Annotated in this window: 16 protein-coding genes and 1 tRNA gene; 6 read left to right on the plus strand and 11 right to left on the minus strand. The window is 56.5% G+C overall.

All coding sequences use genetic code 11. The features are described from left to right. Position 1 precedes the first annotated feature (1 nt). From ABMC88_RS10105 to ABMC88_RS10130, 6 genes are all read right to left on the minus strand, one after another. A complete protein-coding gene (locus tag ABMC88_RS10105; RefSeq protein ID WP_349576757.1) occupies positions 2-541 on the minus strand; it encodes a GNAT family N-acetyltransferase in 540 nt (179 codons plus the stop codon). After that, positions 541-1,143 (minus strand): LysE family translocator, encoded by a 603-nt coding sequence (locus ABMC88_RS10110; protein ID WP_349576758.1) that lies wholly within the window; start codon positions 1,141-1,143, stop codon positions 541-543. Before ABMC88_RS10110 ends, ABMC88_RS10105 begins: the two co-directional genes overlap by 1 nt. Positions 1,144-1,317: 174 nt before the next feature. Further along, positions 1,318-1,587, minus strand: coding sequence for a 50S ribosomal protein L27 (gene rpmA / locus ABMC88_RS10115; protein WP_349576759.1), 270 nt, complete (start codon positions 1,585-1,587; stop codon positions 1,318-1,320). Between the two features lie 11 nt (positions 1,588-1,598). Then, positions 1,599-2,309: a 50S ribosomal protein L21 gene (locus ABMC88_RS10120; protein ID WP_349576760.1), complete on the minus strand. Its 711-nt coding sequence runs from the start codon at positions 2,307-2,309 to the stop codon at positions 1,599-1,601. 210 nt (positions 2,310-2,519) lie between these two features. Then, entirely contained in the window at positions 2,520-3,329 is an 810-nt protein-coding gene (locus ABMC88_RS10125; protein ID WP_349576761.1) for a DUF2059 domain-containing protein, read from the minus strand. Next, the gene (locus ABMC88_RS10130; RefSeq protein ID WP_349576762.1) at positions 3,329-4,171 is read right to left on the minus strand and encodes a DUF2059 domain-containing protein; all 843 of its coding nucleotides are present in this window, start codon (positions 4,169-4,171) and stop codon (positions 3,329-3,331) included. The genes ABMC88_RS10125 and ABMC88_RS10130 overlap by 1 nt, the downstream gene beginning before the upstream one ends. Before the next feature lie 155 nt (positions 4,172-4,326). On the opposite strand from ABMC88_RS10130, the gene ABMC88_RS10135 reads away from it, so the two are divergent. Continuing rightward, positions 4,327-4,417, plus strand: a tRNA-Ser gene (locus ABMC88_RS10135). Positions 4,418-4,623: 206 nt separating this feature from the next. Next, positions 4,624-5,097: a hypothetical protein gene (locus ABMC88_RS10140; protein WP_349576763.1), complete on the plus strand. Its 474-nt coding sequence runs from the start codon at positions 4,624-4,626 to the stop codon at positions 5,095-5,097. A 55-nt stretch (positions 5,098-5,152) separates the two neighbouring features. Here ABMC88_RS10140 and ABMC88_RS10145 read toward each other — a convergent pair whose 3' ends face one another. From ABMC88_RS10145 to ABMC88_RS10160, 4 genes are all read right to left on the minus strand, one after another. Beyond that, positions 5,153-6,205 (minus strand): FRG domain-containing protein, encoded by a 1,053-nt coding sequence (locus ABMC88_RS10145; protein WP_349576764.1) that lies wholly within the window; start codon positions 6,203-6,205, stop codon positions 5,153-5,155. A gap of 537 nt (positions 6,206-6,742) precedes the next feature. Next, positions 6,743-7,855 (minus strand): C4-dicarboxylate TRAP transporter substrate-binding protein, encoded by a 1,113-nt coding sequence (locus tag ABMC88_RS10150; RefSeq protein ID WP_349576765.1) that lies wholly within the window; start codon positions 7,853-7,855, stop codon positions 6,743-6,745. Positions 7,856-7,884: 29 nt separating this feature from the next. Continuing rightward, a complete protein-coding gene (locus ABMC88_RS10155; RefSeq protein ID WP_349576766.1) occupies positions 7,885-9,195 on the minus strand; it encodes a TRAP transporter large permease in 1,311 nt (436 codons plus the stop codon). Beyond that, a complete protein-coding gene (locus ABMC88_RS10160) occupies positions 9,192-9,668 on the minus strand; it encodes a TRAP transporter small permease subunit (protein WP_349576767.1) in 477 nt (158 codons plus the stop codon). Before ABMC88_RS10160 ends, ABMC88_RS10155 begins: the two co-directional genes overlap by 4 nt. A gap of 171 nt (positions 9,669-9,839) precedes the next feature. On the opposite strand from ABMC88_RS10160, the gene ABMC88_RS10165 reads away from it, so the two are divergent. Together ABMC88_RS10165 and ABMC88_RS10170 are read left to right on the plus strand one after the other, a co-directional pair. Beyond that, positions 9,840-10,736: a LysR family transcriptional regulator gene (locus ABMC88_RS10165; protein ID WP_349576768.1), complete on the plus strand. Its 897-nt coding sequence runs from the start codon at positions 9,840-9,842 to the stop codon at positions 10,734-10,736. Next, a complete protein-coding gene (locus ABMC88_RS10170; RefSeq protein ID WP_349576769.1) occupies positions 10,670-11,584 on the plus strand; it encodes an alpha/beta hydrolase in 915 nt (304 codons plus the stop codon). The genes ABMC88_RS10165 and ABMC88_RS10170 overlap by 67 nt, the downstream gene beginning before the upstream one ends. 84 nt (positions 11,585-11,668) lie before the next feature. On the opposite strand, the gene ABMC88_RS10175 is transcribed toward ABMC88_RS10170, so the two are convergent. Next, positions 11,669-11,821 (minus strand): hypothetical protein, encoded by a 153-nt coding sequence (locus ABMC88_RS10175; protein WP_349576770.1) that lies wholly within the window; start codon positions 11,819-11,821, stop codon positions 11,669-11,671. A 219-nt stretch (positions 11,822-12,040) separates the two neighbouring features. Here ABMC88_RS10175 and ABMC88_RS10180 point away from each other — a divergent pair, with 219 nt between their 5' ends. Next, entirely contained in the window at positions 12,041-13,054 is a 1,014-nt protein-coding gene (locus ABMC88_RS10180) for an ABC transporter ATP-binding protein (RefSeq protein WP_349576771.1), read from the plus strand. Then, a complete protein-coding gene (locus ABMC88_RS10185) occupies positions 13,051-14,136 on the plus strand; it encodes an ABC transporter ATP-binding protein (protein WP_349576772.1) in 1,086 nt (361 codons plus the stop codon). Before ABMC88_RS10180 ends, ABMC88_RS10185 begins: the two co-directional genes overlap by 4 nt. The last annotated feature ends 2 nt before the right edge of the window (positions 14,137-14,138 follow it).

The following is a 14,138-nucleotide window of genomic DNA, read 5'->3' on the forward strand; positions in this document are numbered from 1 at the left end:
GTTAGCGCAGTTTCAGGCTGTAGGTCCATGTGGGCACAGTGGCATCGCGCGCAAGGCAGAATGTTTCAGCATCACCCAAATAGGCAAAACCCGCGTTCGTCAACACTTTGGCAGAGGCGGGGTTGTCATGGAAGACCGATGCGAACATCGTCGCGTTGTTGTGTGGGTTGCCCTCAATCAGCGCCTGCACCGCGTCCGAGGCCACATGCGTGTTCCAGAATGGCGGTGCCACCCAGTAGCCGATCTCGGACTGGTTGCGGTCAAGACGTTGCAGGCGGATGACAGCCATCACCTCTGACCCGTCCTCTTCACCGCCGCCGTCCACGACCCAGATGTCTTCGTCGCGCTCGGGCGCGAGGGCGCGTTCGATAAAGCTGGCGACCACACCTGGCGGCAGCGGGTGCGGAATGCTGGGGGTTTGCACGGCCAACCGCTTGTCGGCGGCGTAATGCTCGATCCGTGTGACGTCGGACATGCGCACGGGGCGCAGGATAAACCGTTCGGTGTGCAGGGTCACTTGGGTGGCGGTGGTGGTGGTCATCAGATGCCTCCGGCAAATAGAACGAACAGGACAGAAGCGACGGTCAGCGCGGCGAGTGTCCACATCAGATAGGGCTCGGCGCGGGTGCCTGCAACGCTGCGCGCAATGGCGGCCCCGCCCAGCGTCCACAGCGGATGCATCAGCAGCTGACACGCCAGTAACACGGCGGCCACCGTGGCCGTCGCGGTAAAGGTCGCCACGTCAGGCCCGACAAAGGCGGTGAAACTGCCGACAATCATCGCCCAAGCCTTGGGGTTGAGCGGATGCACAACCAGCCCCGCCAGAAAACCCGGTGCGCGGGCCGCAGTATCGCCCCCGCCCAGCCGCAAGTTGGCGACCTTCCACGCAAGCCAGATGATATAGGCCGCCGAGATATATTTGAGCGCTAGAAAAATCATCGGCGCGGCCTGTGCCAGCTCCATCAACCCATAGCCCATGGGCCAGATGATGAATTGCTTGCCCAAGGCAACACCCGCCACAAACGGCAAAGCGGCGCGAAAGCCGAACCGCGCACCAGTGGCCATCAGCGCCATATTCGCAGGCCCCGGCGTGCCGATCTGACTAGCGGCGAATACCGCAAGCGGGAGAAGTGCGATGCTCATACCCCCTGCCCCAATTGGCCGCGAGAGTGCGGAAGGCGCAGGTCAGAACCCTCCGGAACAGGTACGTTTGTGTCGGTCATTGCACCTCTCCTTTCTGGAACGGGTGTTGGGAAAAAGAAAAAGGGACCGGCGTTTCCGCCGATCCCCTGAATGTTTCATTCCGTGAGGTACGGCTTATTCAGCGGCCTCGGCCACTGGTACGATGGAAATGAATGTGCGGTTTTTCAGACCCTTGTGGAACTGAACATTGCCTTCAACAGTCGCAAAGATCGTATGATCCTTGCCCATGCCAACATTCTGGCCAGGCCAGAATTTCGTGCCGCGCTGACGCACGACAATGTTGCCAGGGATGACGGCTTCGCCACCGTATTTTTTCACACCAAGGCGACGACCAGCTGAGTCGCGACCGTTGCGGGATGAGCCGCCTGCTTTTTTATGTGCCATTTGGTCTCTCCTTAACCTTTTGCCAGCTCTTTGGCCTGTGCGATCCAGTCTTCACGACCCACACGACCTTTGAACGACAGTTTCTCTTCGATCGCTTCAACATCTGCATCCGTCCAAGCGGCGATTTGTGCAAATGTTGTAACGCCTTCACCGTGCAGTTTCTTCACGATAACCGGACCCACACCCGAGATGTTGGTCAGATCGTCGCCACCGGCTGCGGCCTTCTTGGCCTTGGCTGGTGCTTTCTTTTCGGCGGCCTCTGCTGCGGGCGCTTCGGCCTTTGCTGCTTTAGCTTTCTTGGCCTTTGGCGCGGGCGCTGCGTCTGCGGATTTACCGCTGATCGCGGCAACGGCTGCGGCCGAAACCGAACCTGTACCGATGGCGGCCATAACGCCGGATTTATCTGCGCCCGATGTCATGATCTCGGTGATCTTGACCAGCGTCAGCTTTTGACGGTGACCCTTGGTGCGCTTGCTTGAGTGCTTACGACGACGCTTGACGAAGTGGATGACCTTTTCGCCTTTGATCTGATCGACGACTTCGGCTTGCACGCCGGCACCTTCAATCGTAGGCGCGCCAACTTGTGGCGAGTCGCCACCCAGCATCAGCACTTCGTTGAATTGAACAGTCTCACCGGCAGATGCCGCAATACGTTCCACGCGCAGCATATCGCCCGCTTGTACTTTATATTGCTTACCGCCTGTTTTCAGGACCGCAAACATAGGTCTTCCTTCACATTTTCGCGTTCTGTGGTCCCCCGCCTGGGGCGTTTCGGACCGGGCTGCACCCGCGTCCACCTCGAACAGCGCGCTCGTTTGAGCGTCATTAATAACAAACCTCACCCGCAAACACTGCGGGCAGGTCCGCGGCTTATCCGGGCATTAGCCGCGCAAGTCAAGCGTATTGCGCAGGTTTTACGGGGTGTGCGCGTGCTAAAGCTCTTCTGCGGTCATGTTCATGGCCATGGCCTGCCCCAAAGCATATGAAATGCCCTCGTAAAGCGGATCAAACCCTGCAAACAGCCCGTTGTTAAGCGATTTGCCGGCTTCGGTTTCGCCAAACTCGGCGTACAGCGTCAACTCCTCCAGCGTCAGCGGGCTATAGGCCAGCGTCAGAAATGCACCCAGCCAGTTGGCGGTGTCGGCCTCGATGGCCGCACGCTCGGCCAGAACGTCCTCCAGGATCTCTGCATCGGACATGGTATAGACATCCGCGTCCACCAAGGCGCGCAGGAACTGGTAGTTGGAGTTGAGCGCCGAAGTTACGTTGCGGTTGATCAGATCGCCCGCGTCGATCATCCGGTTGATCTGCTTTAGCCGCGAATCTTCCGTGCCCTGACGGGCGGTGTATTGCTTGCGCGCTTGCTCTTCGATGGCCAGATCGCTCATGGCGCGGCGGGCCGAGTTTTCGAGCGTGATAATCCTCTGCCCCAGATCAGAGGCGAAAAACGTGATCGCAAGCTCCAGCGCGTCACCCTGCAAAGCGGGTTCTATCCCTGCGCGGATGCCCTCGCTGAGCCGCGAAACGTCATAGATGCGGGCGACCTGCTGCGCCCATGCGGCGCCGCCCTGCCCCTCAAGCCAGCTGTCATCAAGGGCCGCGCCATAGATCACGCCTTCGTCGTGCAGGATGTGCGACAGCTCGGAAATCCGCATCACATCCATCAAGACCGTGTGCCTTGCCCCCGCCCACGCGGGCAAGGCAAGCACGATCACCAAAGCGGCTGCAATCAAACGGCGCATCACAGGTCCTGACTCGGCTGCATCACCCGCAAACGGTCGGCGACGGCCTCGAACCGGTTTGCCATAATCTCGTATTGAACAACGTTCATCAGCTCATAGACCCGCTGCATATCAGGATGCTCCAGCGCTTTTGCATAGGCCAGCACCTCGTCGTCCGAGAACGCCTGATAGGTATAGGCCGCCCCTTCCAACGCCCCTTGGCGCAGCTGTGCGCGCAGCTCGCCTTCTTGGGCGCGCATGGCCTCGCGCAGGTCGGGCTCGTCCATTTGCAGCTCAACCACGCCTGCGCCTGCGGCGGCCATCAAAAATCTGATCTGCACCTCCTGGATAGAGCGCAGCGAGGTATCCTCGCCGCCGCTGGCGCTGTTTAACCGCTTCAACAACGCCACACGCGGCGATCCGATGCGGGTCAGCCCTTCGATGATCTGGCCGCCGCTTTCGGACTTCAGCCCTTCTTCCTCCACCATATGCGAGCTGTTTTCGACCGCGACCAACCGCTGGCCCAGATCGGAGTCGTAAAACCCCGCCGCGTGGGTCAGCAAAGGCTGGGTCAGCGTTTTTTCAAGGATGTTGATCGCCATGTCGTGCATGATTTGTGTGTCGAACACCTCACGCACCAGCCGCTGCCATTCGGACCCGAAATCATCCGCCTCAAGCCCCAGCATCCGCGGGGCGGAATCGGCCGACAACCGAATGCTTTCTAACGCGACATCAAACCCCGTCACTTTTAAAAACGCCTCGACATCCGCGCGGGCGGGTTGCTGTGCACTGGCCACCACCGCCGAGCAGACAAGCGCAAGCGCTGTCAGCATCGGGATCACTTTGTTTCGTATCAGTTGCATGGGCGCTCCTCGGCTCAAGATCGCGGTGAGCGTAGAGGTTCTGCCCGCCACTGCAACGAAAAACCCAGAGAGGCGGCAAAGAGACGCCCAGCGTTTTGCCCACGCCCCCTTGCCACCCGCACAAATGCGGACTAAAGACGCGGTCCCAAGATTGCGGAGAGGTGCCGGAGTGGTCGAACGGGACGGTTTCGAAAACCGTTGAGCCTCTAAAGGGTTCCCAGGGTTCGAATCCCTGTCTCTCCGCCACGACACCTCCTTATTGAATTTAAATAAGCCGCTTCGATTGAAATTTTTCAATTAATACGGGATCTTATCGACAGCCACCGATCGTCAAGGCCATCTTCGAATTATGCCCATTATCGGTCCTTGCGTGGTATGTACTGCGGTATTTTCGATTGCGCTGTCCGGCAAACCAACAAGGAAGTTGGTCGAGAATCTCGGCACTGGGCGGCATGGCGACGGTAGTGGTCTATATTCAGGCGTCGATCTCTCTGGTGCGTGCCGTTGAATTGTACGCGTGGTGGGAGATGCCAGCTGTAATGATCTGTCTTGCGCCGATCTGGACAGAAAAGCATGAAACAGCGAAACGATCGGCCCAATGTATCAAAGTTTTGCCGGGCGTGGCCCGCTCAAAAGGGTTTCGGTCGGGAGAAAACCCCGTGGCTTTGGTTGAAGAGGCACTGGTCCCGCCCAGCCGAGCGCAGGAAAGAGTAAGCAGAGCGCCTTGTCCCGCTCAAATGCTCGAAACCTTGGACCCCCTGAAAGCGCTCAAATCCGACTTTGGTATCAAAGCTCAAAGACACAATTATCCCTTATCCAACATGGCAATGCTGCTGCGCCTGATGGGGTGCAAAGGGCAGGTTATCGACCTTCGTTGCGTTCTTCGTAAAGGTCGGCCTTGCGGACGGAGCCGCCGCTTAAACTGACCGACGCAATGACCGCTCTCAGCCCAAAGCGGAAGTTGAAAATCTAGATTTCTGATCAATCTTGTTCAGAAGCTTGGGGATTAAATAAACGATCGATCAACGAGATATCGGCTCTTTCTCGTACTCTTTTGGCGCAACCTTGGTGACCCGGATAAACTGAAGCTGCGTGGATTCCACACGAACCGAGCAGGTTCAGTAGCTCCACTGCTTGTGAAACCGGTAGCTTAAATTCATTCAGCATCCCACACTGTTGGGACTCTCGTAGAAATTGGGATTGGCCCTCACGTGCATCAAGCCACTTGAGATGCTCATCCAATACCTCCGATAGGCTTTTAGCCGGAGTCTCCCCATACCGAAACTCACCTGTCATTTTTATTGGGCGGTGGATCGAAAACAATCCTTGTTGCGCGATTATATTCTGATTTCCCTGATTTTTTGGTGTAAAAAAACATACAGAATACTTGTCGTCTATATCCGTTTCAAAGAGGAGCCTTTTGCGTGACAACTCGTTCAAACCAAAGCTATTGGCTTGCCAAACCGATAAGTATTTTTTCTCTCCATACTGACTTAGCTTTTGCCGAACACTGTCGGGAACTTGGTCATCCAAAACTTGATCTATGCTCAAGTATTCGCGCGCTTTACCAGTAAAAGCGTCCAGTGCTCCGCTCGCCGCAAAGTACATGGCGACCAACGGGGATCGCGACCAGTCAAGTAGAGGCGTTGGGATCCCATAATGCTGTGCAAATGCCATAATTTCTAGATCATCGGCATCGTATTCACCATCAAATTCATCTCTGACGTCCATTAATGCGTCAATGGGGCTTTCACTGGTATAGTTCTGATGTTTTTCGTTGGACACTGACGGCAAAGACAGCCCCATTTGATTTGCCGTCTGATAAAAGGCACGGAAGGGCGAGCTCGACGCAGTAAGCACACTGGCATCATCCAAGCTCAAGAATTTATTCACGTAACCTTCGCGCTGGAATGAGGGCACCAATTGATACATTGAATCCCCATGCCCTCGGTAAACTGCCTCTCCAGTACCACCTCTAGAGGTTAGCTTCTCGAATAGTTCACTTGCGTAATTAAAACAAAACGGCTCCGTCAAAGTCTTCTCCTCAACGCAATTCCCTCAACAATAGAATATAGCTGGAGCATTAGCCTAACTAGTTGCATTGAGCCAGAGTACGGCTAAATCGAAGCAATGATAGATTTTGCAAAGTACACTTTCTGCGCTTTGCTGCCATTCGCGTCCAACGCAGCATCCGCCACATCGGGCTCGAAACGGACCTTCGCCACGAGATGTGCCAATGATCGCTTTGGGCCGTTCGCGCAACTTTGCAATTAGCGCTTCTCGGGCGCAGCACGGAATGCGAATTTCGGTCTGGCACCGCTTGAATAGCAATTTTTGCAATTCTGGGACGAACCCGTCTCGGCTACTGCGCAGATCAGGTTTCCGCCAGCTGGCATGGGACTGTAACAGTTACATTGCGGGTCGTTCGGGGTGAGCACCTCCGGAAAGAGGTATGGCCGCTAGTTTTCAGCAGCGGCCATGGTCGACTTAATCCATCAAGACGCCCTAAAAAGGTGTTCTTTCAGGTCAATTTGATGAAAGTGACCGTGTTGGAAAAGCTCGCACGAACTTTCAGTCCATTCCGTAGCTTGCGCGGTCCAGCTTGTCGTAAATCTCGGATTTCGCGAGCGCGGCCAGTGCATCCGTATCGCTCTGGTCAACTTCCGACAGCAGTTCAGCCCAACGGTCAACAATACGTTTATAGTCGTCCAGCAACGCTTGAGGGTTTTCGATCCCCCTGCCCTGCGCGTTCTCGATCAGCACCGCTTCATCCGCTTTTACGAAATCAGCCAATGCATCTGTCAGGGCTTGATCGGGCTCGAAGATTTCCATGCCATTAGACTTTGCAGCAGAGAGCGCTTTTTCGACATCCTTGTCGAACTCAACGCGGTGTTGCGCCAGATAGTACGCCATCTGATCGAACAAAACGCCCCGCTCTTGCTCGGACAGCCCTTGCCAGAAGCCAGGGTTATAGCCCCATTCGAAACCTGCGTAATAGTTGCCGACTGCCAGCGTATTCATATGTGTGACCACATCGGATAGCGAAAAGGAATCCAGAGCATCAGCCGCGGCGACGGCGCAATCCAACGATCCAGTGTCCAGGCCAGTGTACATCTCGCTTGAGGGGATCGACACAGGCACGGCTCCGACGTGCTCTGCGAAACGTGACCAAGCACCACCAGCCATGCGCAGGCGCTTGCCTTGGACGTCTTGCAGCGTTGCAACGGGCGTATTGCACATCATGAAGTACTCAGATGTCGAATACCCTCCGCCAAAGACGACGCCGTTCGCTTTCCACTCTGCCAGTGCGGCGTCGTTGGTCAGGCCAAACTCGGTCGAGGCAAAGGCCATCACCATCGGATCAGTGTTGTAGAATGCAAAGTTCCCGATGAGGTTTGCGACAGGAAGTTCGGCAGGAGTATAGGTTCCTGCGTGGTAGGTCACTTGCGCAACGCCGTCGCGCACACCTTGCAGCGACGCCGCAGGCGGGAGCAATGAGCCACCCGCGAATACTGTAAAGTTGACAGAGCCGTTCGTTTCCTCGGCTACACGTTCGGCGAATTCAACGTAGGGGCCACGCACCATTGAGTGGCGGTCCGCAAAAAAGTGGTTTGCGTTTTGTGCGGCAGCACCGCTGCCAATCGCACAGGCTGTCATCGCCAAAAGGGCTGTGTTCAGTTTCATTGGGTCGTCTCCTCCAGTTTAAAGATGGGTCACTGCGCCATGAGAGAGGGCAGGAAAAGGCTGATCGCGGGAAACGCGATGAGTAAAAGCAAGGTCAGCAGGTCCATCGCGATGAACCAAGTCGTGCCTGAAATGATGTCGCGCAGGCTGACCTCTCCGGACAAGGCGCTATGCAAAACGTACAGGTTCAGGCCCACGGGTGGTGTCACCAGCCCGATCTCCAACAGCTTGATGCAGATGATGCCAAACCAGATCAGGTTGATATCCGCCGCTTCCAAAACCGGAAGCAAGATGGGCAGCGTCAGCAAGATCAGGCCGATTGAATCAATCACCATACCAAGAATGATGAACAGGACCGCGATCATGAGGATGATGACAATCTGATTGTCCGAAACCGCCAACATGGCATCGGTCAAAGAGCGAGGTACGCCAGAAAGCCCCATGAAACGCGTGAACATCACGGCGCCGATTGAGAGGAAAAAGATGGATGACGTCGCAAGGGTCGTCTGACGGATCGCCTGCGCCAGCGCGTCACGCGTCAATGACCTGCGCAAAATCGCAACCGTCAGCGCAAGGAAAGCACCAACAGCCCCTGCTTCTGTCGGGGTAAAGAAACCACCGAATATTCCGCCCAAGACCCCCAGCACCAGTACAGGGAAAGGCCAGACCGACCACACCAAGCCGGCCAATTGCGCAGGGTCGATCCGGTCTTTGACAGAAGGCGCAAGCGAGGGCGTCATTGTAGCACGCACCGTAATCATCGCCATGTAGACGAAGGCAGACAAGACACCGGGAATTACCCCTGCGATAAAAAGCTGCCCGATCGATTGCTCGGTAAATATTCCGTAGAGTACCATCAAGATGGATGGCGGTATCAAAGACCCAAGCGTGCCTGAAGCCGCAACAACGCCAGTGGCCAATGAAGGGTGGTAATTCGCCCGCAGCATCTCGGGCACGGCGATGCGTGACATAGCGGCAGTGGTTGCGATGGATGAACCCGAAGCGGCTGCGAACAACCCGCATGCCCCCACGCTGGCCGAGGCAAGCCCCCCCGGCACACGCGCCAACAGCACACGCAAAAGGTCGAAAGCTCCGGCTGTAAGGCCCGTATTCGCCGCGACAAACCCCATAAAAAGGAACATTGGAATTGCCGTCAGGGACCAGTCCCCGATCAGATTAAAGGGCATCGCGCTCACGATCCCGAAAGCTGCGGATAGATTAAACATCACCGTTATGCCCACAAAGGACACAGCCATGAGCGCAGTGCCAATAGACATGCGGAACGCGAGAAGGCCGAACAAGGCCCCTACCCCGACCCAACCGATCATCAGATTGCTCACAAGTGGCCTCCTTCAAGCTCGGATTGCGTAACAGGCAGGCCGCGCAGCACTAGAACGGCCCGCAAAAAGGCTGCAAAACTCGCCAGCCCGAACCCCAAGGGCAACACCATGCGAGACGGCCAGACAATGACTTCGCGCCCGCCCATGACCACCTCGCCCACGCGCAGGGCCCGAACAGCATCCAGCCCCGTGCGCCACGCCATCACGGCCAGAATCGCACAGGCCGCAAGGCAGCTGAAAAACAACGCAGCGCGTTGAAGCCAGACAGGAAAATGATTGAACAATAGGTCCACAGAGATCTGCTGGTCCTGCATCTCGACGAAAGCCATCGGCAACATGACCAGCGCGACCATGTAATAGTAGGAAGACATCTCAACCGTGCCCTGGATCGGTGCATTCCAAACCAGTTTTGCGACAACATCGGCGACGATGTTCAACATCATCGCGATCACGCCGACCCCACCGATAAACATCAAGACCGTGCACAACCTATTAAATAACGACAGCATTGGGCCTCCCTCCCTATACCAAAACGGGGATTTAGCCCGTCAATTTGCATGAACTTCTGCCCTATGGCGCTGGTTGACAAATAGCGATGGTTGATCGAGTGATAACGACCTGCGATCAGGTTACGGAGTTCAAGAATGGCATTGCCCATGAAACCATCACGGCTGGAACTCAGACATTTGCGGTATGCACTTGCTGTATGTGATGCGTCCGGCTTTCGCGCCGCAGCTGACATTTTGAACATTGCCCAACCCGCGATCTCCAAAGCAGTCAAAGACGCGGAAGACGATCTGGGATTTAGCATCTTTGATCGCAGCGGACCGCGCGTCGTGCCCACACCGGAGGGCGTGGTCTTTCTGGAGGATGCGCGCCAGACCGTTGCACAGTTCGAACGCACAATCCGTGCCTCCAGCCAGAATGCAGCAGGTGCGCACGGACATATTATCGTCGGATACTCGGCTCTTGCGACGTCTCGCCAGATATCCGAAGCGCTTGATGCCTTTAACGTTGCCGTACCCGGGGTGCAGGTCGAAATGCACGTCATGTCGACTGATAACATGCTGAAATCTCTCAAAAGCGGCACAATCGATATCGGGTTTCTACTTTCCCATCAAAGCGTGGGTTCGCCGGGGATCGAACAGGTGCCGGTATGGTCATCACGGATCGGGGTGGTCGCACCGCGTGGCAGCCCTGCTGTGACCCTCGAGACGATGCAGCAGCTTCCATTCGTGATGGGCGTGCGCGAGAACTGGCGGTCATGGCGTGCTTTGCTGGATAGCGCATGCCAACACGCCGGATTGGCACCCAACATCGTAGACGAGGCATGGGACATTCAGGTCATCCTGCAACGGGTCGCAGACCAGCGCGGCCTAACGCTTTTGCCATTGGCCGTCGCCCACAGCCTGCCGGCCGCACTTGAGCTGACCGCCGTTGACGGGTTTGAGGCAGAGGCATCAATAAACATGGCATGGAGCATCAAGGCAGATACTGGTTTGTTGCGCAGGTTCCGTCGGCACTTCCCGCCTCTCGACTGATCGCGCACCGTTATCGCACGATACTGCGTCACTATTTGCATATCCGACCTGATGCGCCGTTTTATGGCCGCATGAAACAGATGCACGCCGATCCCTTTACCCTGCCCGCGACAAAACCATTCCTGCTGGATGGCAGCGATACGGGCTTTCTCTTTCTTCATGGGTTCACCAGCACACCGCAGAGCATTCGTGAAGTCGCGGTTCAGGTCCATGAAACCAGCGGCGCGACGGTTTATTGCCCGTTACTAAGCGGTCATGGGACGACACCTGACGCTTTGGCAAAGACAGGACAACTCGATTGGGTCGCATCAGCCGAAGCCGCATTGAAGACACTGTCCTCGCGGTGCTCGCGTATTGTATTGGGCGGGCTTTCGTTAGGCGCGACGCTTTCACTAAATCTGGCTGCACGGATGCCGGACCGTGTGCATGGCGTCATAAGCATCAATGGATCAACCGGTCTTTACCGTCCTGAGGTTGTTGCGCCGCTTTACCGCCCAGAAGGCCCCGAGTTTGTGGAGGGCATAGGCTCGGATATTGCCGAGGCAGGCGTTAGGGAAATCTGCTATGAGAGTATCCCGCGCCAAACACTGAAAGAGCGGTTTCTTCTGACCAATGCCACGGGCGCGCTCCTGCCGTTGATACGGCAACCCCTGCTGATCTTACAGTCGCGAACAGATCACGTTGTCGATCCTCAAAACGCTCTGCGGATCGCAACCAGCGTTGGCTCCGCCGACATCCATCTGCGGTGGTTGGAACGATCTTATCACGTGGCGACGCTCGATCATGATCGTGCGCTTATCGCTCATGCCATCAGCGCATTTTTGCAAAACGACGCTTTTGCGCACTGACGGTGCGCACAGGCTTGCCGTCTATCGGCGGCTAGAATTCGATTTCCCCGCACAACTTTTCGCAACGCAATCAATGCGTCAGTGTTAGACGCCGCCCAAAAGCCACATGACGACACGCTGGCCCTTCTGGCCTTTTGAAAAAGCAGCATAGACCGCCGTAGCGATGCCCTGACCAATCACAACTTGGTTCAGCCATGCCATAATGACCAGAGCCTCAACCACCGGGATGTTTGCCAAAATCCTTCGGTGCCCCGTACGTTGCCGTCTGGCCAACGCATTACTTGCAAACCGGATCAGGTCTTCAGGTGCCCTTCAGACATTGGCACGGCTGCCTAATTTTTAAGCAAATCAAGCTGATTGAAGTCTTATCCCTTTTTGGCTCTTGACCGACTCGCCATTACGTATCAGCTTGACCGTACCAATCCCAAATTGGTTCAAGTCTGCATGGAGTATTGAGTGACCTTACCGCCGCGACCCAAACACGATGACACGCCACTCCTGTCGTTGGCGCATTTATCCCTTGGCTTCAAAGGTCAGAAAAATGTCGTTGTCGACGATGTAAGCCTCGAGGTGAAACGTGGAGAGGTCCTGTGTGTCGTAGGCGAATCCGGTTGCGGAAAAAGCGTGACAGCCATGGCCATCATGGGTCTCCTCCCAAAGCAGGGAACCAATATTTCCTCAGGAAATCTCACGATTGATGGGACAAACCTCTCGTTATCAGAGCAAAGCATACCCTCCTCGTTGCGTGGCAACCGTCTGGCGATGATATTTCAAGAGCCGATGACATCGCTCAATCCATCCTTCACCATCGGCAATCAGATCAGCGAAGCAGTGCTGCACCACCAAGGCGGCAGTAAGGCCGATGCCCGTGCGCGAAGTCTGCTGATGTTGGAGCGCGTGGGTATCGCAAACCCTGAAAAACGACTGTCGGAATATCCGCACCAATTGTCCGGTGGTATGCGTCAACGGGTGATGATTGCGATTGCGTTGGCCAATGACCCTCAGATTTTGATCGCGGATGAACCGACAACCGCGCTCGATGTGACGATTCAGGCGCAAATCCTGAACCTGATCCGTGACCTGCGTGACGAGACGGGTATGGGCACACTTATGATCACCCATGATCTGGGTGTCGTGGCCGAAATTGCTGATACGGTTGCAGTGATGTACGGCGGGCAAGTGGTCGAGCAAGGCCCTGTTGCGCAGGTGTTTGCGGATCCGCAGCATCCCTACACGATCGGTTTAATGAGCGCGGTACCCCGTCTTGATCGCCCTGGCGAGCGGCTGTCGATTGTTCCCGGCACCGTGCCTACCGTTGACAGTATGCCATCGGGGTGCCGCTTCCGCTCCCGTTGCGTTTTCGCCAGTGACAAATGCGCCATGCGCCCTGCACTTGTTGAAGGACACCCCCGCCATAGTGTGGCGTGCCACTATGCCCCGCTCGAAACACACATCGAGGTGGCGGTATGAGCGACATTATTCTGGAGGCCGCCGATCTGGTCAAACATTTTGGCGGGTCAAACAGCTGGCTGACCAAATCCCCTCGCGTGCAAGCGGTCGATGGCGTTTCGCTACGCGTGCGCCAAGGAGAGACATTTGCCATCGTGGGCGAGTCCGGATGCGGGAAGTCGACGCTTGCGCGGCTGTTGATGCGCTTGCTTTCCCCCACCTCCGGCAGTGTCGTGTTTGACGGCAAAGAAGTTGTGGATGCTGAAGGGGACGCGCTCCAGACCCTGCGTCGTGACATGCAGTTCATATTTCAGGACCCATTTTCCTCGCTCAACCCGCGCATGTCGGTTGGCAAGTTGGTGGGCGAGCCGCTTGAGGTACACGCGCCCGATCTCACCGCGCAAGAACGCCGCATCCGTGTTGCGGAGTTGCTGGGCAAGGTTGGATTGCGCGCAGAACATGCCGACCGCTATCCGCATGAGTTTTCCGGCGGCCAACGTCAGCGTATCGGCATCGCGCGCGCACTTGCGTCAGGCCCCAAACTGATCATCGGGGATGAACCCGTCTCAGCGCTTGACGTCTCGGTTCAGGCGCAGGTGATCAATCTGCTGGGCGACCTGAGCAAGGATCTGGGGTTAACGCTGGTGATAATCGCGCATGATCTGGGCGTCATCCGCCACATGAGTGACCGCGTCGCCGTCATGTATTTGGGTCGTATCGTAGAGATGTGTACGGCCGAGGAATTGTTCACCGAGCCGCGCCACCCCTATACCCAAGCGCTACTTGCATCAATCCCGTCGACGGATGGCATAGGGCCCGACCACAAACCCGTCGTTCTGGGCGAAATGCCGAGCCCGTCGAACCCGCCAAGCGGATGCCGCTTTCACACACGCTGCCCTTATGCGCAGGCAAAATGCAAAACCGACACGCCCGCCTTGGGCACTGCCGATCACAGTGTTGCCTGCCACTTTTGGGAAACCATCGCCCACGACACCCCACCCCCGCTGCCCAAACCAAAGTCGGACGCCGCCGAGGCACGGATTGCCTTGTACCACGCCGCCACAACCGGCGGCACGGTGAAACACAAAAACGAGAAACGGTAATA

Origin of the sequence: Sulfitobacter aquimarinus, from assembly GCF_040149565.1 — a bacterium.
Classification (GTDB): domain Bacteria; phylum Pseudomonadota; class Alphaproteobacteria; order Rhodobacterales; family Rhodobacteraceae; genus Sulfitobacter; species Sulfitobacter aquimarinus.